Annotated in this window: 22 protein-coding genes; 12 read left to right on the plus strand and 10 right to left on the minus strand. The window is 69.2% G+C overall.

The genetic code is table 11. The features are described from left to right. The first annotated feature begins 95 nt into the window (after positions 1-95). The 4 genes from AC6LJ9_RS26270 to AC6LJ9_RS26285 all read left to right on the plus strand — a co-directional run bounded on the left by AC6LJ9_RS26270 (position 96) and on the right by AC6LJ9_RS26285 (position 4713). Positions 96-1685: an MFS transporter gene (locus tag AC6LJ9_RS26270; RefSeq protein ID WP_498149821.1), complete on the plus strand. Its 1590-nt coding sequence runs from the start codon at positions 96-98 to the stop codon at positions 1683-1685. A 92-nt stretch (positions 1686-1777) separates the two neighbouring features. Next, positions 1778-2482 (plus strand): pirin family protein, encoded by a 705-nt coding sequence (locus tag AC6LJ9_RS26275; protein ID WP_498149822.1) that lies wholly within the window; start codon positions 1778-1780, stop codon positions 2480-2482. 27 nt (positions 2483-2509) lie between these two features. Further along, entirely contained in the window at positions 2510-2788 is a 279-nt protein-coding gene (locus AC6LJ9_RS26280; protein WP_212314576.1) for a XapX domain-containing protein, read from the plus strand. 38 nt (positions 2789-2826) lie between these two features. Continuing rightward, the gene (locus AC6LJ9_RS26285; RefSeq protein WP_498149823.1) at positions 2827-4713 is read left to right on the plus strand and encodes an amidohydrolase; all 1887 of its coding nucleotides are present in this window, start codon (positions 2827-2829) and stop codon (positions 4711-4713) included. A 67-nt stretch (positions 4714-4780) separates the two neighbouring features. On the opposite strand, the gene AC6LJ9_RS26290 is transcribed toward AC6LJ9_RS26285, so the two are convergent. Genes AC6LJ9_RS26290 through AC6LJ9_RS26310 form a run of 5 tightly spaced genes read right to left on the minus strand, consistent with a single transcriptional unit; the run spans position 4781 to position 9085 of the window. Continuing rightward, entirely contained in the window at positions 4781-6184 is a 1404-nt protein-coding gene (locus AC6LJ9_RS26290) for an AtzE family amidohydrolase (protein ID WP_498149824.1), read from the minus strand. Next, the gene (locus tag AC6LJ9_RS26295; protein WP_498139517.1) at positions 6181-6363 is read right to left on the minus strand and encodes a DUF4089 domain-containing protein; all 183 of its coding nucleotides are present in this window, start codon (positions 6361-6363) and stop codon (positions 6181-6183) included. Before AC6LJ9_RS26295 ends, AC6LJ9_RS26290 begins: the two co-directional genes overlap by 4 nt. 29 nt (positions 6364-6392) lie before the next feature. Continuing rightward, entirely contained in the window at positions 6393-7214 is an 822-nt protein-coding gene (locus AC6LJ9_RS26300) for an ABC transporter ATP-binding protein (protein ID WP_498149825.1), read from the minus strand. Positions 7215-7216: 2 nt separating this feature from the next. After that, complete coding sequence (locus AC6LJ9_RS26305; protein WP_498149826.1) at positions 7217-8065, minus strand: ABC transporter permease; 849 nt, start codon at positions 8063-8065, stop codon at positions 7217-7219. Positions 8066-8068: 3 nt separating this feature from the next. Further along, positions 8069-9085 carry an ABC transporter substrate-binding protein gene (locus AC6LJ9_RS26310; RefSeq protein ID WP_498149827.1) on the minus strand — a complete coding sequence of 339 codons (1017 nt, stop codon included), beginning with the start codon at positions 9083-9085 and terminating at the stop codon, positions 8069-8071. A gap of 140 nt (positions 9086-9225) precedes the next feature. Between AC6LJ9_RS26310 and AC6LJ9_RS26315 the strand changes: the two genes are divergently transcribed. From AC6LJ9_RS26315 to AC6LJ9_RS26335, 5 genes are all read left to right on the plus strand, one after another. Continuing rightward, entirely contained in the window at positions 9226-9846 is a 621-nt protein-coding gene (locus AC6LJ9_RS26315) for a P-loop NTPase family protein (RefSeq protein WP_498149828.1), read from the plus strand. Positions 9847-10005: 159 nt separating this feature from the next. Beyond that, positions 10006-10863, plus strand: a complete 858-nt coding sequence (locus tag AC6LJ9_RS26320; protein WP_498149829.1) for a transporter substrate-binding domain-containing protein — start codon at positions 10006-10008, stop codon at positions 10861-10863. A 27-nt stretch (positions 10864-10890) separates the two neighbouring features. Beyond that, entirely contained in the window at positions 10891-12390 is a 1500-nt protein-coding gene (locus AC6LJ9_RS26325; RefSeq protein ID WP_498149830.1) for an amino acid ABC transporter permease/ATP-binding protein, read from the plus strand. Continuing rightward, positions 12371-13795, plus strand: coding sequence for an amidase family protein (locus tag AC6LJ9_RS26330; protein WP_498149831.1), 1425 nt, complete (start codon positions 12371-12373; stop codon positions 13793-13795). The genes AC6LJ9_RS26325 and AC6LJ9_RS26330 overlap by 20 nt, the downstream gene beginning before the upstream one ends. Before the next feature lie 113 nt (positions 13796-13908). Beyond that, a complete protein-coding gene (locus tag AC6LJ9_RS26335; RefSeq protein ID WP_498149832.1) occupies positions 13909-14292 on the plus strand; it encodes an ectoine synthase in 384 nt (127 codons plus the stop codon). Positions 14293-14419: 127 nt separating this feature from the next. Here AC6LJ9_RS26335 and AC6LJ9_RS26340 read toward each other — a convergent pair whose 3' ends face one another. The 4 genes from AC6LJ9_RS26340 to AC6LJ9_RS26355 form a co-directional block, all read right to left on the minus strand. Further along, positions 14420-15115 (minus strand): GntR family transcriptional regulator, encoded by a 696-nt coding sequence (locus AC6LJ9_RS26340; protein WP_212314561.1) that lies wholly within the window; start codon positions 15113-15115, stop codon positions 14420-14422. A 50-nt stretch (positions 15116-15165) separates the two neighbouring features. Next, complete coding sequence (locus AC6LJ9_RS26345; RefSeq protein WP_212314559.1) at positions 15166-16011, minus strand: urea carboxylase-associated family protein; 846 nt, start codon at positions 16009-16011, stop codon at positions 15166-15168. Positions 16012-16267: 256 nt separating this feature from the next. After that, on the minus strand, positions 16268-16831 hold the full coding sequence (locus AC6LJ9_RS26350; protein WP_498149833.1) for a hypothetical protein: 564 nt from the start codon (positions 16829-16831) through the stop codon (positions 16268-16270). 44 nt (positions 16832-16875) lie between these two features. Next, entirely contained in the window at positions 16876-17802 is a 927-nt protein-coding gene (locus AC6LJ9_RS26355) for a LysR family transcriptional regulator (protein ID WP_212314557.1), read from the minus strand. Between the two features lie 154 nt (positions 17803-17956). Between AC6LJ9_RS26355 and AC6LJ9_RS26360 the strand changes: the two genes are divergently transcribed. Further along, positions 17957-18439, plus strand: a complete 483-nt coding sequence (locus AC6LJ9_RS26360) for a VOC family protein (protein WP_103271842.1) — start codon at positions 17957-17959, stop codon at positions 18437-18439. 5 nt (positions 18440-18444) lie between these two features. Beyond that, on the plus strand, positions 18445-19146 hold the full coding sequence (locus AC6LJ9_RS26365; protein WP_498149834.1) for a flavin reductase family protein: 702 nt from the start codon (positions 18445-18447) through the stop codon (positions 19144-19146). 60 nt (positions 19147-19206) lie between these two features. Here AC6LJ9_RS26365 and AC6LJ9_RS26370 read toward each other — a convergent pair whose 3' ends face one another. Further along, positions 19207-20139: a LysR substrate-binding domain-containing protein gene (locus tag AC6LJ9_RS26370; RefSeq protein ID WP_498149835.1), complete on the minus strand. Its 933-nt coding sequence runs from the start codon at positions 20137-20139 to the stop codon at positions 19207-19209. 171 nt (positions 20140-20310) lie between these two features. Here AC6LJ9_RS26370 and AC6LJ9_RS26375 point away from each other — a divergent pair, with 171 nt between their 5' ends. Continuing rightward, a complete protein-coding gene (locus AC6LJ9_RS26375) occupies positions 20311-21222 on the plus strand; it encodes an amino acid ABC transporter substrate-binding protein (protein ID WP_212314551.1) in 912 nt (303 codons plus the stop codon). The last annotated feature ends 30 nt before the right edge of the window (positions 21223-21252 follow it).

A 21252-nucleotide genomic window follows, 5' to 3' on the forward strand; every position in this document is an offset into this window, starting at 1 on the left:
GGCCGGCGGTGGCGCTGCCACGGCCGGCCCGGCGCGATACTTTCGGAACACGGCAGGCGGCGCGATGAACGCCCCTGGCGACCCAGGAGCATTCCATGCCGAACGGCAACACCCCTAATCCGGCAGGCAGCTTCGCGCCGCTGCGCCAGCCCGTGTTCGCCGTGCTGTGGGCGGCCACGGTGCTGGGCAACGTCGGCAGCTTCATGCGCGACGTGGCCAGCTCCTGGCTGGTGACCGACCTGTCGGCCAGTCCGACCGCCGTGGCGCTGATCCAGACCGCCGCCACCCTGCCCATCTTCCTGCTCGCCATACCGGCCGGCGTGCTGTCCGACATCCTGGACCGCCGCCGTTTCCTCATCTTCGTGCAGCTGCTGCTGGCCTCGGTCAGCGGCACGCTGCTGCTCCTGTCGCACAGCGGCGCGCTGACGGTCGACTATCTGATCGCGCTGACCTTCGTCGGCGGCATCGGCGCGGCGCTGATGGGGCCGACCTGGCAATCGATCGTGCCCGAGCTGGTGCTGCGCGCCGATCTCAAGGGCGCGGTCGCGCTCAATTCGCTGGGCATCAATATCGCGCGCGCCATCGGCCCGGCCGCCGGCGGCCTGATCCTGGCCAGCTTCGGCGCGGCCGTGACCTACGGCATGGACGTGTTCAGCTATGTGTTCGTGATCGCCGCCCTGCTGTGGTGGAAGCGCCCCGTCGCCGCCGACAGCACGCTGTCGGAGAACTTCCTGGGCGCGTTCCGCGCCGGCCTGCGCTATACGCGGGCCAGCAAGGAGCTGCACCGCGTGCTGCTGCGCGCCGCCGTGTTCTTCCTGTTCGCCAGCGCCGTGTGGGCCCTGCTGCCGCTGGTGGCGCGCCAGATGCTGGGCGGATCCTCGGGCTTTTACGGCGTGCTGCTGGGCGCCGTGGGCGCGGGGGCGATCCTGGGCGCGCTGCTGCTGCCGCGCCTGGGCAAGCTGGACGCGGACGGCCTGGTGCTGCTGGCGTCCGTGGCCAGCGCGGCCGTGATGGCGGCGCTGGTGTTCGCGCCGCCGAAGTGGCTGGCCGTGCTGCTGCTGGTGGTGCTGGGCATGGGCTGGATCACGGCGCTGACGACGTTCAACAGCGTGGCCCAGGCCATCCTGCCCAACTGGGTGCGCGGCCGCGGGCTGGCGGTGTACCTGACCGTGTTCAACGGCGCCATGGCGGCCGGCAGCCTGGGCTGGGGCCTGGTGGCGCGCGAAATCGGCGTGCCCTACGCGCTGGCGGCCAGCGCCGCCGGCCTGGTCCTGGTCGCGCTGCTGTTTCACCGCGTCCGCCTGCCGGTGGGCGAGGCCGACCTGCAGGCGTCGAACCATTGGCCCGAGCCGCTGGTCGCCGAGCCGGTGGCGCACGATCGCGGCCCGGTGCTGGTGCAGGTGGAATACCGCATCCGCCAGGCCGACCGTCCCGCCTTCCTGGCCGCCATGAAGCGCCTGTCGCAGGAGCGCCTGCGCGACGGCGCCTATGCCTGGGGCGTGGTCGAGCATACCGGCGACGCGGAGCGGGTGGTCGAATGGTTCTTCGTGGAATCCTGGGCCGAACACCTGCGCCAGCACCATCGCGTATCCCATGCCGACGCCGACCTGCAGGCCGAAGCGCTGCGCTTTCATGTCGGGCCGGACAAGCCCGAGGTGCATCACTTCCTGGCCTTGAAGCACTGACGCCACCGCGTTGAACCGGCTGCAAGGCATAGGCAGCCGCTACCGGCTTGGCGCATCGAATCCGCACACTTCCGATATCCAGAGGTCCTCTCATGATCGAACGCCGTCCCCTCGCCAGCCTGGGCCATGCCCATCGCGGCTGGTTCGACGTGAAGCATCATTTCTCGTTCGCTGGCTACCAGGACCCCGCGCGCATGCGCTGGGGCGCGCTGCGCGCCTGGAACGACGAGACCCTCGCGCCGGGCTCGGGCTTTCCGCCGCTGCTGCATACGGATGTGGAGATCATCACCTGCGTGCGCCTGGGCGCGCTCACGCACGAGGACGACCTGGGCAACCGCGGCCGCACGCGGGCCGGCGATGTGCAGGTCATGAGCGCGGGCAGCGGCCTGACCTATGCCGAGTTCAACATGGAAGGCGGTCCGGCCCGCGCGTTCCAGATCTGGATCGAGCCGGACCGGCGCGGCGCGCCGCCCAGCTGGGGCAGGAAGACTTTTGCTCGCGACGCCTGTCACGGCCATTTCCTGACGCTGGCCAGCGGCATCGCCGGCGACGAGGACGCGCTGCCGATCCGCAGCGACGCCAGGCTGCTGGCCGTCGCGCTCAAGGCGGGCGAGGAGGCCACCTATCGGTTCGCCAGCGGTTCGCGTCGCGGTTATCTGGTCGCGTCCAAGGGCCGGCTGACCGTCAACGACGTGCCGCTCGAAGACGGCGACGGCGCCGCCATCCGCGACGAAACCACGCTGCGCATCACGGCGCTGGATGATGTTGAAGCCCTGCTGGCGGACACGCTGGCATGAATCGCAATTGAATGGACGACAATCCAAATGAAGATCTATCTGCTATCCCTGGGCGCCGGGCTGCTGGTCGGCGTGGTCTACAGCCTGTTGCAGGTCCGTTCGCCCGCGCCGCCGCTGGTGGCGCTGATCGGCCTGCTGGGCATCCTGGTGGGCGAACAGCTGATTCCGGTGGGCAAGCAGATGCTCAACGGCTCGGCCTTCGCCGCCGCCTGCGACAAGGAAAAGACCGTGAGCCATCTGTTTGGGCAACTGCCCGGCCGGCAGGCCCAGCCCCAACGCCAGGACAAGAACACCGACCAGGGCTGAGGCTTCGCGCCCCTGCCCGATTCCAAGGAGAAACCGCCATGACCACCGCCACGCCGGACGTCATCTTCCACAACGGCCGCATCACCACGCTGGACCGTTCCCGGCCGCAGGCCAGCGCCGTCGCCGTCAAAAACGGCCGCTTTGCCGCGGTCGGCGACGATGCCGAGGTGCTGGCGCTGGCCGGCGCCAGCACGCGGCGCGTCGACCTGAAGCGCCGCGCCGTCCTGCCCGGCCTGTACGACAACCACACGCACGTGGTGCGCGGCGGCCTGAACTACAACATGGAGCTGCGCTGGGACGGCGTGCGCTCGCTGGCCGACGCCATGGCCATGCTCAAGCGCCAGGTCGCCATCACGCCCGCGCCGCAGTGGGTGCGCGTGGTGGGCGGCTTCACCGAGCACCAGTTCGCCGAGAAGCGCCTGCCCACCATCGAGGAACTCAACGCCGTCGCGCCCGACACGCCGGTATTCATCCTGCACCTGTACGACCGCGCCCTGCTCAACGGCGCGGCGCTGCGCGCGGTGGGCTACAACAAGACCACGCCCAATCCGCCGGGCGGCGAGATCCTGCGCGACGCGCAGGGCAACCCCACCGGGCTGCTGCTGGCCAAGCCCAACGCTACCATCCTGTACGCCACGTTGGCAAAAGGCCCGAAGCTGCCCTTCGACTACCAGCTCAATTCCACGCGCCAGTTCATGCGCGAATTGAACCGGCTGGGCGTGACCGGCGTGATCGACGCCGGCGGCGGCTTCCAGAACTATCCCGACGACTATGCCGTCATCCAGCGGCTCGCCGACGACAACCAGATGACGGTGCGACTGGCCTACAACCTGTTCACGCAGAAGCCCAAGCAGGAGAAGGAAGACTTCCTCAACTGGACCGCCAGCGTGAAGTACAAGCAGGGCACCGACTACTTCCGCCACAACGGCGCCGGCGAGATGCTGGTGTTCTCGGCCGCCGACTTCGAGGATTTCCGCGTCGAGCGGCCGGACATGCCGCCGGAAATGGAAGGCGAGCTGGAGGAAGTGGTGCGCGTGCTGGCGCAGAACCGCTGGCCCTGGCGCCTGCATGCCACCTATGACGAGACCATCACGCGCGCGCTGGACGTCTTCGAGAAAGTCCATCGCGACACGCCGCTGACCGGCCTGAACTGGTTCTTCGACCACGCCGAGACCATCTCCGACAAGTCGATCGACCGCATCGCCGCGCTGGGCGGCGGCATCGCCGTGCAGCACCGCATGGCCTACCAGGGCGAGTACTTCATCGAGCGCTACGGCGCGGCGGCGGCCGAGGCCACGCCGCCCGTCGCCAAGATGCTGGCGCGCGGCGTGAAGGTGTCGGCCGGCACCGACGCCACCCGCGTCGCGTCCTACAACCCCTGGGTGTCCCTGTCCTGGATGGTCACGGGCAAGACCGTGGGCGGCACGCGCCTGTACCCGGCGCGCAACTGCCTGGACCGCGAGACCGCGCTGCGCATGTGGACCGAGAACGTGGCCTGGTTCTCCAACGAGGAAGGCAAGCGCGGCCGCATCGAGCCGGGCCAGCTGGCCGATTTCATCGTGCCGGACAAGGACTATTTCAGTTGCGCCGAGGACGAGATCTCGTTCCTGACCTCGGACCTGACCGTGGTCGGCGGCCGCGTGGTCTACGGCGCCGGCGAGTTCGGTCCGTTGGACGACAACCCGCTGCCGCCCGCCATGCCGGACTGGTCGCCCACGCGCCTGTTCGGCGGCTACGCCGCCTGGGGCGACCCGGACGGCGCCGGCCGCAATTCGCTGGGCTACCGCAATATGGCGGCCTGCGGCTGCGCCAGCGCCTGCGGCGTGCATGGACACGAGCATGCGCGGGCCTGGGGGGCGCAGGCACCCAGCTCGGACCTGTCGGGCTTCTTCGGCGCGCTGGGTTGCTCGTGCTGGGCGGTGTGAGGGGGGCGCCATGAACGCAACGTCTGCATGAGAACGGCGCTCGCCGGCGCGGCGACGCTGGCCTTCTTCACGCGCGCGGCGACGGCATGACCTGCCGGACCGCCGCGACGCCAGCCTGCTCCAGCCGCCTGGCCGCCAGCAGGCAATCGCTCTCGCGCCACGGCGCGGCGATCAGTTGTACGCCCAGCGGCAGATGGGCGTCGGCGCCGATCCCGGGCCAGACGGGCGCGGCGCAGACGGGCAGGCCCAGGCAGGAGATGGGCTGCGTCAGCAGGCCCATGCTGGCGCGGGCCGGCAGGCACTGGCCGGCCAGCATCAGGTCCCGGGCGCCGATGGGCGTGGCGGGCACCGGCGTGGCGGGCGCGATCAGCACGTCGTAGCGCGCGAACAGCGCCAGCGCGTCGCGGTAGACGCGATGGCGCACCCGCTGGGCCTGCTGCACCCAGGCGGCGGGCACCAGGCTGCCCGCCACCAGGCGGTCGCGCGAATACGGCTCGTAGTAGTCGTAATGCGTCACCAGGCGGCGCCGATGCAGCGCGCCGCTCTCGGCGGCGGTGATCACGAACGCGGCGGCGCGCGCTTGCTGCGCGCCGGCCAGTTCGACGATATCGGCGGCGTCGAGCGCGCGCGCGGCCAGTTGCACGGCCTGGCGCGCCTCGGGGCCGGCCCAGTGGGTGAAATAGCCGCCCAGCACGGCCACGCGCAAGGGGCGGTCCGAGGCCAGCGCCGCCAGCGTGGGTTCGGCCGGATGCTGGGCGCAGGCTGCGTCCCCGGCGTCGGGGCCTTGCAGCGCGTCGTAGACCGCGGCCAGGCCCGTCGCGTCGGCCGCGAAGGGGCCCAGATGGTCAAGGCTGCCGACAAAGGGGAACGAGCCGGTGCGCGGCAGGCGGCCGAAGGTCGGCTTCAGGCCGAACACGCCGCACAGCGAGGCAGGCACGCGGATCGAGCCGTTGGTGTCGGAGCCCAGCGTCAGCGGCACCAGGCCGCCGGCCACCGCCGCGGCGCTGCCGCCCGACGAGCCGCCGGCGATGCGGGCGGGGTCGTGCGGATTGCGGCAGGCGCCGTAGTGCGAGTTCTCTGTCGTGAAGCCGTAGGCGTGCTCGTCCATGTTGAGCGCGCCCACCAGCACCGCGCCGGCCTCGCGCAGCCGCGCCACCAGCACGGCATCGCGCCGCGCGGGCGGGTTGGCGGCGTTGACGCGGCCGCCGGCCAGCGTGACCTCGTCCGCGGTATCGAACAGGTTCTTGACCGCATAGGGCACGCCGGCCAGCGGCGGCAGGACTTCGCCTCGGGCGCGCCGCGCGTCGATGGCGGCGGCCTCCTGGCGGGCGCGGGTCTCGGTGATGCTGGTGAAGCAGTGGTAGCGTGGGTCTGCCTCGCGGATGCGCGCCAGCGTGGCCTCCAGCACCGTCGACGCGCTGCGCTCGCCGTCGCGGATCTGCCGCGCCAGGCCGAGGGCGACGCTGTTCACGGGCGGAACACCGAGGCCGATTCCAGTTCCACCGGCAGGGCCTCGTCGATGAAGGTCGAGGCGATGTCGTGGATGCGCGCGAATTGCTGCGCCACCTCGGCCGTGGCCGGCTCGCGCAGGGCATAGCCGGCCAGCGCCAGCGCGCTGCGCACGTATTGATCGATGGTTTCCTGGGTCATGGCGGATTCCTCCTGTGGGGCGTGTATCGCTAGCGGCGCACTTCGCGCTGGAAGATTTCCAGGCTCAGTTTCTTCATGTCGATGAAGCTGGGTTCGGTCAGGGTCTCGACGGTGCGCGGACGGGCATCGCCGTAGTCCAGGATCTCGGCCACGCGCGTGGGTCGCTTGGTCAGCAGCAGCACCTGATCGGCCAGGTAGACGGCTTCTTCCAGGTCGTGCGAGACCAGCAGCATGGTGGTGCCCGTCTGCATGAAGACTTCCTGCAGCTTTTCGCGGATGAACAGCGTCATCTCGAAATCCAGCGCCGAGAACGGCTCGTCCAGGAACAGCACTTCGGGTCCCGGCGCCAGCGCGCGCATGATCGAGGCGGTCTGCTGCTGTCCGCCGGACAGCTCGTAGGGGTAGCGCTTGAGATCGAACTTGACGTCGAACGAAGCCACCAGCTCCTCGACCCGCGCGTCGACCTCGGCCTTGTCGCGTCCCTCGAGCCGCAGCGGATAGGCGATGTTGTCGATCGTGCGCAGCCACGGGAACATGGCCTCGCGGTAGTTCTGGAACACATAGCCGATCTTGGTCTGCGCCAGCGATTTGCCGTCGAACAGGATCTCGCCGGCATCGATGGGAATCAGGCCGGCGATCATGTTGATCAGCGTGGACTTGCCGCAGCCGTTGGGGCCGAAGACCGAGACGATCTTGCCCTTGGGAATGTCGAGGTTGAAGTCCTCGTACAGCGGCCAGCCGGCGAAATACTTGGTCAGGCCGCGGATGGTGATGTGGGTGCCGGCCGGCCCCGGCACGAAGGGCGCGGGGGCGGGCGATGGCGCGATGGCGGGGTTGATGACGGTGGACATGATTACCGGCCGCTCCAGTGGACGACGCGCTTTTCCATGAGCAGGAAGAGAATGTTCAGGACATAGCCCAGCGCGCCGGCGGCCAGGATCGAGGCGTACATGTCGCGCACGTTCAGCACCTGCTGCGCGTTGATGATGCGATTGCCCAGCCCGCTGTCCGAGCCGATGAACATCTCGGCCACGATCACGATGACCAGCGCCATCGACACGCCGCTGCGCAGGCCCACGAAGGTCGGCTGCAGGCTTTCCCAGATCAGCACGTCCTTGAAGATCTGCCAGCGCGAGGCGCCCATGACGCGCGCCGCCATCACGCGCTGTTTGCGCGCGTTGATGACGCCGTAGGCGCTGTTGAACAGGATGACTAGCACCGCGGCGAAGGCCGCGATGGCGATCTTGTTCATGTCGGTCACGCCGAAGATCATCAGGAACAGCGGGATCAGTGCCGACGACGGCGTCGAACGGAAGAAGTCCACCAGGAACTCGACGCTGCGGTAGGCTTTCTCGTTGCTGCCCAGCAGAACGCCCAGCGGCACGCCGATCACGCCGGCGATGACGAAGGCCTGCAGCGTCCGGTTGACCGAGGCGAGGAAGTCGCCCAGCAAGGGTCCGCCGGCCATGCCCTTGGCCAGCGCCACCAGCGTGGCGCCGGGCGTGGGCAGCAGCACCGGGCTGACCAGCTGCAGCCGCACCACCAGGTCCCACACGATGTACAGCGCCAGCGGGCCGATCAGCGGCAGCAGGCGCGCGGCGGTCCAGGTTCGCGGGGCGCGGGAAACCGGCGCCGCGATGGCCGCGTGGCGGGCGCCTGCGGCCTGCGCCGCGCCCGCGCGGCTCGAAGTGATCGCGTCCATGGCTCAGCCCTTGTACAGCATCGAGGCCACGTCGACCTTCTGGGCGAAGATGCCCTTGTCGGCGAACAGGTCGAAGAACTTCTGGAAGTATTGGATATCGCTGGGGCTGAACTCGTTGTAGAGCGTGTAGGCGGCCAGCGGCACCGCCTCGGTCATGGGGCCCTCGATGGCGGTGTAACCCTTCATGTACGGGCGCGCCTCGTCCGGCTGGTTGCGGATCAGTTCGATGCCGCGGGCATACGCGGCAATGAATTTCCGGCTTTCTTCGGGATGCTTTTTCAGGAACGCGGTGGTCAGCGAGGCCGAGCCGCCGAACCAGGGCGCCATCGGATCGCCCAGCACGTATTTGGCGATGACGCCCGCTTCGAGCACGCGGGTGGTGCCGTTCAGTCGGCCCACGGTGCCGGTGGGCTCCAGCGTGTAGCAGGCATCCAGCTGGCCCGCGGCGACGGCGGCCACGTGCTGGCTGATCGCCAGCTCGACCACCGTCGCCCCGGTTGCGCCGGCGCGCTCCAGCACTGCCTTGGCCAGCGTGGCATTCTGGATGCCGGGTCCAGAACCGACCTTTTTCTCCTTGAGGTCCGCGATGGATTGGATGGGACTGTCTTTCGCGACGATGAACTCGTCCAGCACGTTCTTGGCGTTGCTGGGGTTGGACGCGAAGATCTTGAACAGGCCGGGCGAGGCGATCTCGCCGATGGCCAGGTTGGCCGAGCCGGTGCCGTTGGCGCTGCCGTCGGCGCGGCCCGCCAGCATGGCTTCCATGACTTGCTGCGCGCCCGCGAACTTGAGCGCTTCGACGTTCAGGCCGGCCTCCTTGAAGTAGCCCTTCTCGATCGCGGCATAGAACGGCAGGCCCGCCGCGACCGGCCAGTAGCCGATGCGGATGACCGGGCCCGGTTGCGCCCGCGCCAGCGCCGGCGCGGCCAGCGTGGCGGCGCCCAGCGCGGCGCCGCGCAGCAGCCGGCGGCGGGAGGCGTTGAAGGTGTGGGGCGCGAGGCGATCGGTGTTGCGGGACATGCGGGCTCCTGGTCGGAAATGGGCAGGCGCTTGTGGACAAGCCTGCATCCCAGTCAAGCAAGACCCGTGCCAGGCGGCCAGGCGGCGTTGCGCCGCATGGGGCGGGCTATCATGGCGCGTCGCCTGAACCATCTTGGTGCATGAGCGGCACCGCGACGGCGCGCGCGGCGCATCATGGCGCCGTCGGGCCGGCGGCGACCGCCTGTCGCTCTTTCCTCATCCCGTCGTCCATGAACCTCGACACGCTAGGCCCGCGCATCTGCATCCTTGGCCCGTCCAACAGCGGCAAATCCACGCTGGCCGATGCCATCGCGGCGAAACAGGGCCTGGAGCCCATCCACCTCGACCGTCTCTACCATTTGCCGCATACCGACTGGCAGCCGCGTCCCGCCGAGGAATTCCTGGCGCTGCACGACGCCGCCATCGCCGGCGAGCGCTGGGTGATGGACGGCAACTATTCCTCTTGTTTGCCGCAACGCCTGGCGCGTGCGACGGGTCTGATCCTGCTGGACCTGTCCACGCCCTTGAGCCTGTGGCGCTACGCGCGCCGGACCTGGTTCGAACGGGATCGGCGCGGCGCGCTCGACGGCGGCCGCGACAGCGTGAAGTGGTCGATGATCCGTCACATCGCGGTGGCGACGCCGCCCAACCGCAAGCGCTATGCGCAGCTATACGCGCGCTGTGAATTGCCGAAAGTGCTGTGTCCTTCGGCGCGCGCGTTGGCGCGCCGCTACCGGGAATGGGGACTGGCGCGACGATGATCCTCGTGTCCCGCTAGGGAAAATACCCATATCCCCTGCCTGCCCCGATGCCGCAGAATCGCTAAAAATTGTTCAACAATCTTAGTCGGACTGGCACCCGGCAAAACCAGCTCGAACTCGCACTGGCGCGGGTTGCGAGACGTTCTACAGGGGAAACTCATGCCCGTTTTCACCAGCAGCCTGCCTGGCCGCGCCGTGCGCGCCGTCCGCATAGTCACCGTCGCCGCGCTCTGCGCCGCATCCGCCTGGGCCCACGCCGCCGCCACCATCAAGGCCGACAGCCTGACCATCGGCTCCGACCTTACCTATCCGCCCTACGCCTACCTGGACGCGGGCAAGCCCGCCGGCTTCGACGCCGATTTCTCGCGCCTGCTGGCCGGCAAGCTGTCGTTGCAGCCCGTGTTCGTCGACACGCGCTTTCCCGACCTGATCCTGGGCATGCGCGCGCGCCGCTTCGATACCGTGGCCTCGGCGCTGTACGTGACGCCGGAGCGCGCCAAGCTGATCGACTACGTGCCCTACCTGAAGACCGGTTCCTCGCTGCTGGTGCTGGCCAACAGCGCCTACGCGCCCACGGGGCCCGAGGCGCTGTGCGGCAAGCGCGTGGCCTCGATCAAGGGCGCGTCCTGGACGCCCAAGCTGCAGAAGGTCTCGCGCGAGACCTGCCAGCCGAAGGGCCAGGGCGAGATCAAGGTGCTGGAATTCCCGACGGCGCCGGAGGCGCTGATGGCGCTGCGCTCGCAGGCGGCCGACGTGATGATGGAAGACGCCGCCGTGGCGCACAGCATGCTGTCGCAGACGCAGAACGCGGTGAAGGTCAGCTCGACCGCTCTGCTGTATCCGGTGGTGATCGGCCTGGGTCTCAACAAGGACGCGCAGGAACTGCAGGCGCAGCTCAAGAAGGCGCTGGGCGAGGCGCGCGCCAGCGGTGAATACGCCGCCCTGCTGTCGCGCTATGGGCTGGAAGCGCCGACGGACGCCGACGTGCAGGCCGCGCTGGCCGGCCCGCAGCAGTAAGCGCGCAGCGCCAGGGAAGCCGCCGACATGCATTTCGATTGGGATTACACGCTGGGCCTGTTGTGGGACCGGGATTTCTGGAACGCCTGCTGGGTGGTGGTGAAACTCAGCATCGCCACCTGGTGCGTGGGCGTGGCCGCGGGCTTCGTGCTGGCGCTGGGCAAGCAGTCGCGCAATCCGCTACTGAACAAGGCGGCGGGACTGTACATCTGGTTCTTCCGCAGCCTGCCGCTGCTGGTGCTGCTGGTGTTCATCTACAACCTGCCGCAGGTGTTCCCGGCGGCGGGCGCGGTGCTGTCCGATCCGTTCTACGCCGGCCTCACGGCGCTGGTGCTGAGCGAGACCGCCTTCATCGCCGAGATCCATCGCGGCGGCATCCTGGGCGTGCCGCGCGGCCAGATCGAGGCCGGCCGCGCGCTCGGCATCCGCTATGCCGGCATCCAGCGCATGATCGTGATCCCGCAGGCGCTGCGCATCGCGTTGCCGGCGCTGAGCAATGAATTCATCACCATCGCCAAGCTGACCTCGCTGGTGTCGGTGATCTCGCTGGCCGAGATCCTGCTGGTGGGCCAGCGGCTGTACACGCAGAACTTCCTGGTGTTCGAGACCATGCTGGCGGTGGCGTTCTATTACGTGCTGATCGTCACCATCTTCGACAAGCTGCTGGGCTGGCTCGAATCGCACCTGAACATCCTGCGCCGCACGCCCCGGCCGCTGACGCTGGATCAGCGCACGCGCGACGCGTTGCGCGCCAACTTCGCCCAGCCGCCGGCGGCGCAAGGCGCGGAACAGGCCCTGCAGGTCCAGGGCGCGCGCAAGCGTTTCGGCGACCACGAGGTGCTCAAGGGCATCGACCTGGTGGTCAAGCCGGGCGAGGTCATCAGCATCATCGGCCCGTCGGGCTCGGGCAAGACGTCCTTGATCCGCACCCTGAACGGCCTGGAGTCGCTGGACGGCGGGCGCGTGCTGCTGCATGGCCAGCCCTTCCTGGATTCGGCGCGCGGCTCGACGCCGGGCGCGCGCATCCTGGATATCGGCATGGTGTTCCAGAGCTTCAACCTGTTCCCGCACAAGACCGTGCTGCAGAACGTGATGCTGGCGCCGCAGTACCACCGGCGCGGCGCGTTCGTGGACCTGCGCTGCGAGGCGCTGGCGCTGCTGGACAAGGTCGGCATGCTGGAGCACGCGCACAAGTATCCGCACCAACTATCGGGCGGACAGCAGCAGCGCGTGGCCATCGCCCGCGCGCTGGCGATGCGCCCATCGATCATGCTGTTCGACGAGCCCACGTCGGCGCTCGATCCCGAGCTGGTGGCCGAAGTGCTGAAGGTGGTCGAGACGCTGGCGCGCGAGGGCATGACCATGCTCATCGTTACGCACGAAATGAGCTTTGCCTTCAAGGTTTCGGACCGCGTGCTGTTCATGGAAAGCGGCCGCGTGCTGCTGGACGCGCCGCCCGCCGAGGTGCTGGCCAGCGACGACGCCCGCGTCAAGGATTTCCTGAGCCATGTCCATGTCGCAGGCTGACGCGTCCTGTGCAGGCACGCGAGCCGTGCCGACCGATCTGCACGCCGCCTCGGTCGCGCGCGCCCTGTCGAACGCGGCGGCGCATCCCGAAGCGGCGCGGCTGGCGCTGCTGGCGCGCCGCGATCATGCGGCGCTGGCCGAGGCCCGGGCGCGCGATGCCTTGCTGTGCGCCGGCGTCGCGCCGCCGCCCCTGGCGGGCGCGACGCTGGGCGTGAAAGCCTGCTTCGACGTGGCGGGTTGGGTCACGCACGCGGGTTCGCGCGTGCTGGCCGGCGAGCCGCCGGCCCTGCGCGACGCGGCCATCGTGCAGGCGCTGCGCTATGCCGGCGCGACGCTGCTGGCGCAGAACAACATGACCGAATTCGCCTACGGCGCGCTGGGCCTGAACCGCTGGCATGGCACGCCGCTCACGCCGCTGATGGCCGATGCGCCGCGCGTGGCAGGCGGCTCCAGCAGCGGCGGCGCGGTGGCCGTGGCGCTGGGCTTGGCGACGCTGGCGCTGGGGTCGGACACAAGCGGCTCGGCCCGCATCCCGGCGGCGTTCTGCGGCGTGGCGGGCTTCAAGCCCAGCCGTGGACGCTATCCCGATGCCGGCATGGCCTATCTGTCGCCCAGCTTCGACGTGCCGGGCATCCTGGCGCCGGACGCCGCCGCTTGTCTGCGGGTGGATCGCGCCTTGGTGAATGACCCTGAACCTGAAGGCATGGCGCGTCCGATTCCGCACCGGCACGCGTCGGGCGTGGCGGAGGTGGCAGGCGCCAGTGCAGACGACGACGCGCGGCTTGCGGGCGCAGGCTATCCGATGCTGGTGCTGCCCGAAGACCTGCTGGACATCCTGGACGCGCCCGTGCGGCAGGCCTTCGAGGCCTGGACGGAACGCCTGCGCGCCGCCGGCTTCACGCTGCGGCGCCAGCCCCTGCCCTGGCTGACGCAAGCGGCCCAGGCCGCGCGCGAAGGCGGCATCATCGCCGCCGAGGCCTATATGCTGCATCGAGCAAGGCTGGCCCGCAGCGGCGAGGACTACGATCCGCGCGTCGGGCCGCGCATGCTGCTGGGCGCACAGGTGCCGGCGCACGCCTACGCCAGCGCGCTGGCGCGGCTGCGCGAATTGCGCTGTTGTTACCAGCAGGCGCTGGGCGAGGCGGCGGGCGTGCTGACGCCCACCGTGCCCATGCTGCCGCCGGCCGTCGCCAGCCTGGAAGCGGACGACGCTTATCTGCAGACCAATGCGCGCGCCTTCAGCCTGACCGAATTCGCCAATCGTCTCGACCTGCCCAGCGTGTCGCTGTCCGGCGACCAGCGCGCGCGCCAGTCCATCGGTCTGATGCTGACGGGGCGCGGCGGCGATGACCGCCGCGTGCTGGAGCTGGCCGTGGCGATGGAGCGCGTGTTGAACAGGCCTTGATTCCGCCCGACGCGGGCGCCCGGCGGCCCGGCGCCGGCCCGGCATGCAAGCCCCGCGCCATGCGTGCATGTCCGACCAGAGTATTCCCCTGCCATCCCCTATCGGAACCCGCCATGATCGTCATACACAGCCAGGATCTTACCGACACCGAACGCCACGCCCGAGGCCCCGGCTGGGAAAGCCGCCGCATGATCGTCAAGCGCGACGGCATCGGCTACTCGGTGCATGAAACCCGCGTCTTCGAAGGCGCCGAGCTGCACCTGCACTACAAGCACCACTACGAGGCCAATTACTGCATGGAGGGCGAAGGCGAGGTGCTGGACGTGGCCAGCGGCGAACGCCACCCGATCCGGCCGGGCACGCTGTACGCGTTGAATCTCAACGACCAGCACGTGCTGCGCGCCACCAAGGGCGACCTGCGGCTGGTGTGCGTGTTCAATCCGCCGCTGAGCGGCACCGAGACGCACCGCGCCGACGGCAGCTACGCCGAAGCCTGAGCAAGACAGGCAACGGCGCCCCTCGGGGCGCCGTCATGTCGTTGGATCGCTGAGTTCAAACGCGTGGCGCGCGTGGCGAGGCGCGCCGCGTTGGCGCGGCCGTCACGCGCCCCATCGCCGTCCCGCGCTACTTCGCCTGCTGGTTCTTCAGCCGCGTCAGCACCCCGGTCAGGGTGCGTTCGGAATCGTCCAGGTAGGCGGCCATGGCCTCGGCGGCCTCGGCGCGGCGGTTCTTCACCAGCAGGCCGTGGATCTGCCGCTCGCGCTCGATCCAGTCGGCGGTCTGGATCAGGCTTTCATCGATTTCGGATGCGAACACCAGGCGCAGCTGTGCACAGAGCGTCAGGAAGTATTCGTTCAGCAGCCGGCTGCCCAGCTGCGCCACGATGTGTTGGTGCACCTGCAGGCTCAGCGTGCCGACGTTGCGCCAGTTGCGCTTGGCCAGCGCGCGGTCGGCGGCGTCGATGGTGGTCAGCATCTTGTCCAGCAGCGCGGGCTGCAACGGCAGGTCGCCGCTGATGGCCTGCATTTCCAGCGCGCGGCGGGCGGCATAGATCTCGCGTAGGTCCTTGCGTTCCATGCGGCGCACGATCACGCCCTTGTGGCGCACGAAGGTGGCCAAGCCTTCACGGCCCAGCTGGTGCAGCACTTCGCGGATGGTGTTGCGTGACGCGCCATAGGCGGCGGCCAGGTCGACCTCGACCAGCTGCGTGCCCGGCGGCAGCTTGCCGCCCATGATGTCGTCGCGCAGCTGGTGGCTGATGCGTTCCGCGATCGAGATCCCGCTGTCGCCGCTGGGGCGCTGGCCGCGTTCGGCAGGCATGTTGCTTGGCTCCTCTGGCCGGGCGCCGCTGTGCGCGGCGCCCGCTGTCGTTATTTCCACTCGACCTTTTCGGGATGCAGGCCGTGGACGCCCTTATACGGTGAAACTCCGGGCGATGTCCAGCCTTGCAGCAGCGCCGGATCCAGCGCGTAGACCTCGACGCCCAGCGGCCGGCACACGTCGATGGGATCGCGCGCCTCGGGGCCCCACATCGGCACCGACAGGTCGCCGCCGGGGCAGGTGGACAGCGCGCACAGCAGATCGATCTCGGCGAACATCTCCAGGTAGTCGCCGGGCTGGGCCGGGCAGGCCTTCATGAAGTATTTGTCGTCGTCGTTCAGGCCGGTGACCTGGAACACGTTGAGCACGTCGTGCACGTCCAGCTCGGTCAGGCCGTGCGGCGCCACGGCGCGCGTCAGGTTCGAGTGGCAATGGAAATGGAAGTCCTCGCCCGTCAGCAGCTTGTTCACGTAGGGGTCGCAGCGCGTGCCCAGCAGGTCGTGCACGCGGCCGCCGTCACTGTCGACGCCGTAGCTGGCCAGCGTGTCCTCGGTGATGGTGGCCATGGGGCGCAGGTAGGGCAGCGTCGACCAGAGCCGGTCATGGGTGCTGACGTGGGCTTGCTGCAGCTGGCGCGTGCGCGAGGCCCACATGCGTTCGCGCGGGTTGTGCAGGTTCCACATGTTGAAGTCCGCCACCTGCGGGCCTTCCAGCGTGACGATGCGGAACACATGGCCGGCCGGCACCTTCCAGGCGAAGCCGCTGCGGATCGGCACCACGTGCGATTCGACCAGCCGGCGCTGCGCCGGATCGGCGATCAGGGAACGGTAGAACGCCTTGTCCACGTTCAGGATGGAGCCTTTGCTCACCTGATATGCGGCGGGGTAATTCGACATGGCCTGCCTCCTGTGTGCCCGGCCGGGCCGGCCAGGATTGTTGAACAATTTTCGAGGCAGTATACAGGAGCGGCGCGAAGTTGGAAGAGGGGTTTGCGCGCGACGGAAAGGCGTTTCGCGCCGGCGCGCAGCGGCGGGCGGCGCTTGTGGGCGCGATGCGAAAGGGGGAAGGATGAGGGCGCGCGGTACGGCCGGCTGCGTATCCGGGCGGGCGTGGCGCCGGCGCGCGTTGCCGATGGCCGTGCGCCGATGGATGTCAGTCTTGCGGCCGCGCTTGCGCGCCCTGCGCGATCCCCGCCAGCATGCGCCGGCGGATCCAGCCGCTGACCGGGCGTATCAGCGCCCAGTACGGCGCGAAGCGCAGCAGGCTGGCGCGGTCGGGGCAGTACACGCGGGTTTCGGTGGACAGCAGCAGTTGGCCGTCCGGCTGCGGAGCGATGGCGAAGTTGATGACCAGTCTGGCCGCGCCGCTGTCCTGGCAGGCCAGGAAGGCCGGGCCGTCGGCGCAGGGTATGAGGTCATAACCGGCGCGCCAGAAGCGGCCGATCAGGCCATACGCCAGTTCCCGGTCGCCGTCGCGGTCGAGCAGCGTGAAGTCGTCCAGGCCGAACGGCGGACGCGTCGGGGTCGGCCGCGCGCGGAGCTGGTTGAACGCGCGCACCGGCAGTTCGCGCAAGGCGATCGCGCGGCGAAAGAACGGGTCCTGCTCGGGGCGGTAGGCCTGCACGGCGGCCATGGCGCGCGCCGGTGTCGCGGCCAGCGGGCGGCTGTGGTGCTCATGGAACTGGTAGCGCGGCAGATAGCGGTCGATCAGGGTCATGGCGTCGCTCGCCGGCGGGGAAGCCTGGGATGGCCGCGGCGCCGTCACGGCGCGGCGTCCGCCGCTTCCGAGGCGTCGCTGCAGACCTGCTTGATGGTCTGCCGCAGCCAGCGGTGCGCCGGGTCGCTGTCCAGGCGCGGCGGCCAGGCCTGCACCACGGTGACGGCGGGCATGTCGATGGGCACGTCGAAGGCGCGCAGGTCCAGGCCCAGGCGCTTGACGCCGGGCAGCAGGTGCCCGGGCATGGCGGGCAGGATCAGGTCGGAGTCGGCCAGCGCGAAGATGGCCGCGTAGAACGTGGGCGTGATCAGCGCGACGTGGCGGCTCAGGCCCTGCTCGGCCAGCGCTTCGTCGATCGGGCCGTGGCTGCGGCCGCGTCGCGACACGCCGATGTGTTCGTAGGCGGCGAAACGGCGCGGCGTGACGGCGCCGTGGAAGATTGCGTGCCCGCTGCGGGCCAGGCCGTGGAAGTGCGTCGTGAACAGCGTCTGCACCTTGATGTCGGCGCCGAACTTTTGCACGGAGCCGATGTACAGGTCGGCGTCGTCGTCCAGCGCGCCCGAATCGTGCTCGCCTTCCGAGACGAAGCGCAGCGTGGTGCGCGGGGCATAGCGGCGCAGGTGCTCGCGCAGCCGGCCGCCGAAGCCGCCGACGAAGACATCGTTGGCGCGCAGCGTGAAGACGCGTTCCAGCGTGGCCAGGTTCACGTCCTGGCCGAAGGCGCCCAGCACGGCCTGGGCCTGTTCGACCACGTTGCGCACTTGTTCGCGCAGGGCCAGCGCGCGCGGCGTGGGCGCCAGCCCGCGTCCGGAGCGCACCAGCACCGGGTCGCCCACCGCCTCGCGTATGCGAGCCAGGCTGCGGCTCATGGCGGGCGTGCTGAGGTTGAGCCGGCGCGCGGCGCCGACGACGCTGCCTTCCTGGATCAGGACGTCCAGGGTGACGAGCAGGTTGAGGTCCAGCGGTTTCATGCGCGCAAGCATACCGCGCTGGCGCGGACATGACCGTTACGCTTAATGCAATCGTCGATTTACCAGTACGGCATTCCCCGCAGGCAAATGCGAGCCCAACATTTGCGCCTGGTCGGCGCATGGGCGCCCGCTCTATAAGAGGAAGGAGAGAGATATGGCGCTGGAAGTGCTGGAACTGCACCATCATGCGGTGCGCATGCCCCTGGGCAAGGTCGAGGCGATGGGCGCGTTCTACGGCGATGTGCTGGGCCTGGATACGGACCAGGGCCGCTGGCAGATCCCCGGCATCGCGGGCTATTTCCTGGACATGGGCAATGACTGTCAGATCCATCTGCTGGGCAGCGATGGTCCGTCGCCTTATTCCCAGGGCCCGGGCCGCGACCCGGTGGAAAACCACGTGGCGCTGGCGGTGCGCGACATCGCCGCGTCCGAACAGGAGCTGCGGCGCCTGGGCGTGGACTACTGGAAGCTGGACAACGTGGCCGCGCCCGAGCTGATGCAGCTGTTCCTGCGCGATCCGGTCGGCAACCTGATCGAGCTGCACCAGATCGGCCGCTGCCGCTGCAAGCGCAGCGACCGCGCCTTCGCCGACGCCAAGGCCGCCACCGGCGCCACGCCGACCGAGGGCAAGGGCTGATCGACATGTTCATTGATCTGGAAACGCTGCCGGGGCCGGCGCGCTACAAGCTGCTGACCGCGGCCATCGTGCCGCGCCCCATCGCCTGGATCGTGTCGCGCGATGCGCGCGGCACGACCAATGTGGCGCCCTTCTCCTTCTTCAACCTGATGTCCGGCGATCCGCCGCTGATCTGCGTGGGCATCGGCGTGCGCGACGGCGCGCCGAAGGACACGGCGCGCAATATCGCGGAACGCGGCGAATTCACGGTCAACCTGGTGTCGTCCGCGCTGGCCTCGCGCATGAACGTGACGGCGGTGGATTTCCCGCACGGGGTGGACGAGGCGCAGGAAGCCGGGCTGCTGCTGACGCCCGGCGAGCGCGTCTCGGTGCCCCGGGTGGCGCAGTCGCCGGTGTCGTTCGAATGCCGGCTGCACCAGCTGCTGCGCATCGACGGACGCAGCCTGGTGATCGCCGAGGTCGCCGCCATGCACGCCCGCGACGATGTGGTGTCCGACCCGGAACGCCTGTACCTGGACGGCTCGCGCATGGACCTGCTGGCCCGGCTGCACAACCCGGGCTGGTACTGCCGCCCGCAGGCCGACTTCCAGATGCCGCAGCTGACGCGCGAGCAATGGGACCAGATCAAGCGGGACGGCCGCGCCCAGGAATACCTGGAACACAATCCGCTGACGCCGCGACCGGCGGCGCTGTCCGAGGCCGGCTGAGGCCGCGCATTCGATCCCGGGCCGGCCGCGTGTTGCGCGCTGGCGCCGATGGCGGCCCGCTCAACGCCCCGGCCGCGCCTTCAACTCCCCCATTTCCTCCTGCATCAACTGGTGCGCATAGCGCGAGAACACGCTGACCAGCCGGGTGCGGGTGTGGTACGGCGGATAGAGCAGCGCCACCGTCACCGCCACCGCCGGGGTGAAGGGGCGCACTTCCACGCCGTTGGCCTCGTATTCCTCGTGGGCGGCCAGCGGGTTGATCAGGGCCACGCCCAGCCCCGCGCCCACCAGCGCGCAGACCGATGAGCCCAGGCTGGCCTCGGCCACGGTCTGGCGCTCGACCTTGGCGGCCTTGAACACCGCGTCGATGCGTTCGCGCAGCGGCGTGCTGCTGGGAAAGGAAATGAAGGGCTCGCCGGCGAAGTCGGCCGGCTTGAGCTTTTTCAGCTTGGTCAGCCGGTGCCCCTTGGGCAGCACCGCCACGCAATTCATGGTCATGACCGGCTCGACCTGGATGCCGGGCGCCTCGCCCGACAGCATCGCTAGCCCGGTGTCGCAGAAGCCCGAGCTGATCCAGTTGTGCACGGCGCTGGCGCTGCCCGAATGGATCGACACCATCACGTCCGGGTATTCGGTCTTGAAGGCGGCCACGATGCGGGCCAGCAGCCCGCCGGCCAGGCGCGGCATGGCCGCCACGCTCAGGCGGCTGGCGCTGAACGAGCGGATGCTGGCGGCGGCGGACTCCAGGCCGGCCAGTCCGATGAAGGTCTTTTCCACCTCCTGAAAGAAGCGCGACCCGTCCTGGGTCGGCGTCAGCCGGCTGCCGTTGCGGTCGAACAAGGGAAACTGGGTGATCGCTTCCAATTGCGCGATTAAGCGGCTAACGTGCGGCTGCGAGGTGTGGACCCGCCGCGCGGCGGCAGTCATGGAGCCGGTCATCATGACGGCTCGGAATGCCTCGATGTGTCGCAAGCCCATTCGTGGAATGGCCATATCAAATCCGTATAGAGGAATACCCGATTGGAACTGGATAAAACCATAACGCTAGTTGATACTTTTCGCCAGCCGCGGGGCTCATCGCGGGACGAGGCGGTTGCCGGCGGGTGCGGTGCCGCTGATCGGAATCATATGCAAGCGCCGGCGGTCCGGCGCCAAGGGAATAAGATGAAAGCATTTGCCGCGCTCTCCATCGCCGCGCTGTCGGCCGCTGCCGCCGCCACCGCCCACGCCGAAGGCCCCAGCCGGCTGGACAAGATCCGTGAAACCGGCGTGATCACGCTGGGCCACCCGGAAACCTCGGTCCCCTTCGCCTACCTGGACGGCAACCAGAAGCCGATCGGCTACACGGTGGAAATCTGCCAGCAGGTCGCCCAGTACGTGAAGGAAGCGCTCAAGCTGCCCAAGCTGGAAGTGCGCTACAACCCGACCACCTCGGCCACCCGGATCCCGCTGCTGGCCAACGGCACCATCGACCTGGAATGCGGCAACACTACCAATAAGGAAGACCGGCACAAGTTCGTCTCCTTCGCCCCGACCACCTTCGTGGCCCAGGTCGTGGTGGTGGCGCGCAAGGACGGCGGCGTCGACCCGAACAACCTGGCCACCTTCAAGGGCAAGTCGATCGCGGCGCAGGCCGGCGGCCAGACGTTCAAGCTGGCTTCCCAATTGAACGCGCAGGGCAACCTGGGCATCACCATCGTCCCGGCCAAGGACACCGGCGAGACCTTCCTGATGGTCGAATCCGGTCGCGTCGCGGGCACGATGAACGACGACGGCCTGGCCTACGGCTCGGTGGCCTCGTCCAAGGATCCCGCCGCCTTCGTGATCGGCACCAAGGGCTATGAGCTGGCGCCCTACGGCATCATGCAGCCCAAGGACGACCCGGCCTTCAAGAAGGTGGTGGACGGCGCCGTGCTGGACATGATCAAGAACGGCAAGGTCGCGGCGCTGTACGAGAAGTACTTCAATTCGCCGATCCCGCCCAAGCAGATCAACCTCAAGTACCCCATGAGCGACGCCTTCAAGCGCGCGCTCGCCAACCCGACCGATTCGGGTGACCCCAAGGCCTACGAGTAAGCGGCTGAGGCGCCGCGCGGCCGCGACGGC

It is taken from the genome of Achromobacter sp. 1011811831 (assembly GCF_059760905.1).

What these genes read in the sequence shown, in the direction of transcription:
- AC6LJ9_RS26270 (WP_498149821.1), top strand. Translation starts at nt 96, where the DNA reads ATGCCGAACGGCAACACCCCTAATCCGGCAGGCAGCTTCGCGCCGCTG.
- AC6LJ9_RS26275 (WP_498149822.1), top strand. Translation starts at nt 1,778, where the DNA reads ATGATCGAACGCCGTCCCCTCGCCAGCCTGGGCCATGCCCATCGCGGC.
- AC6LJ9_RS26280 (WP_212314576.1), top strand. Translation starts at nt 2,510, where the DNA reads ATGAAGATCTATCTGCTATCCCTGGGCGCCGGGCTGCTGGTCGGCGTG.
- AC6LJ9_RS26285 (WP_498149823.1), top strand. Translation starts at nt 2,827, where the DNA reads ATGACCACCGCCACGCCGGACGTCATCTTCCACAACGGCCGCATCACC.
- AC6LJ9_RS26295 (WP_498139517.1), bottom strand. Translation starts at nt 6,363, where the DNA reads ATGACCCAGGAAACCATCGATCAATACGTGCGCAGCGCGCTGGCGCTG.
- AC6LJ9_RS26300 (WP_498149825.1), bottom strand. Translation starts at nt 7,214, where the DNA reads ATGTCCACCGTCATCAACCCCGCCATCGCGCCATCGCCCGCCCCCGCG.
- AC6LJ9_RS26305 (WP_498149826.1), bottom strand. Translation starts at nt 8,065, where the DNA reads ATGGACGCGATCACTTCGAGCCGCGCGGGCGCGGCGCAGGCCGCAGGC.
- AC6LJ9_RS26310 (WP_498149827.1), bottom strand. Translation starts at nt 9,085, where the DNA reads ATGTCCCGCAACACCGATCGCCTCGCGCCCCACACCTTCAACGCCTCC.
- AC6LJ9_RS26315 (WP_498149828.1), top strand. Translation starts at nt 9,226, where the DNA reads ATGAGCGGCACCGCGACGGCGCGCGCGGCGCATCATGGCGCCGTCGGG.
- AC6LJ9_RS26320 (WP_498149829.1), top strand. Translation starts at nt 10,006, where the DNA reads ATGCCCGTTTTCACCAGCAGCCTGCCTGGCCGCGCCGTGCGCGCCGTC.
- AC6LJ9_RS26325 (WP_498149830.1), top strand. Translation starts at nt 10,891, where the DNA reads ATGCATTTCGATTGGGATTACACGCTGGGCCTGTTGTGGGACCGGGAT.
- AC6LJ9_RS26330 (WP_498149831.1), top strand. Translation starts at nt 12,371, where the DNA reads ATGTCCATGTCGCAGGCTGACGCGTCCTGTGCAGGCACGCGAGCCGTG.
- AC6LJ9_RS26335 (WP_498149832.1), top strand. Translation starts at nt 13,909, where the DNA reads ATGATCGTCATACACAGCCAGGATCTTACCGACACCGAACGCCACGCC.
- AC6LJ9_RS26340 (WP_212314561.1), bottom strand. Translation starts at nt 15,115, where the DNA reads ATGCCTGCCGAACGCGGCCAGCGCCCCAGCGGCGACAGCGGGATCTCG.
- AC6LJ9_RS26345 (WP_212314559.1), bottom strand. Translation starts at nt 16,011, where the DNA reads ATGTCGAATTACCCCGCCGCATATCAGGTGAGCAAAGGCTCCATCCTG.
- AC6LJ9_RS26350 (WP_498149833.1), bottom strand. Translation starts at nt 16,831, where the DNA reads ATGACCCTGATCGACCGCTATCTGCCGCGCTACCAGTTCCATGAGCAC.
- AC6LJ9_RS26355 (WP_212314557.1), bottom strand. Translation starts at nt 17,802, where the DNA reads ATGAAACCGCTGGACCTCAACCTGCTCGTCACCCTGGACGTCCTGATC.
- AC6LJ9_RS26360 (WP_103271842.1), top strand. Translation starts at nt 17,957, where the DNA reads ATGGCGCTGGAAGTGCTGGAACTGCACCATCATGCGGTGCGCATGCCC.
- AC6LJ9_RS26365 (WP_498149834.1), top strand. Translation starts at nt 18,445, where the DNA reads ATGTTCATTGATCTGGAAACGCTGCCGGGGCCGGCGCGCTACAAGCTG.
- AC6LJ9_RS26370 (WP_498149835.1), bottom strand. Translation starts at nt 20,139, where the DNA reads ATGGCCATTCCACGAATGGGCTTGCGACACATCGAGGCATTCCGAGCC.
- AC6LJ9_RS26375 (WP_212314551.1), top strand. Translation starts at nt 20,311, where the DNA reads ATGAAAGCATTTGCCGCGCTCTCCATCGCCGCGCTGTCGGCCGCTGCC.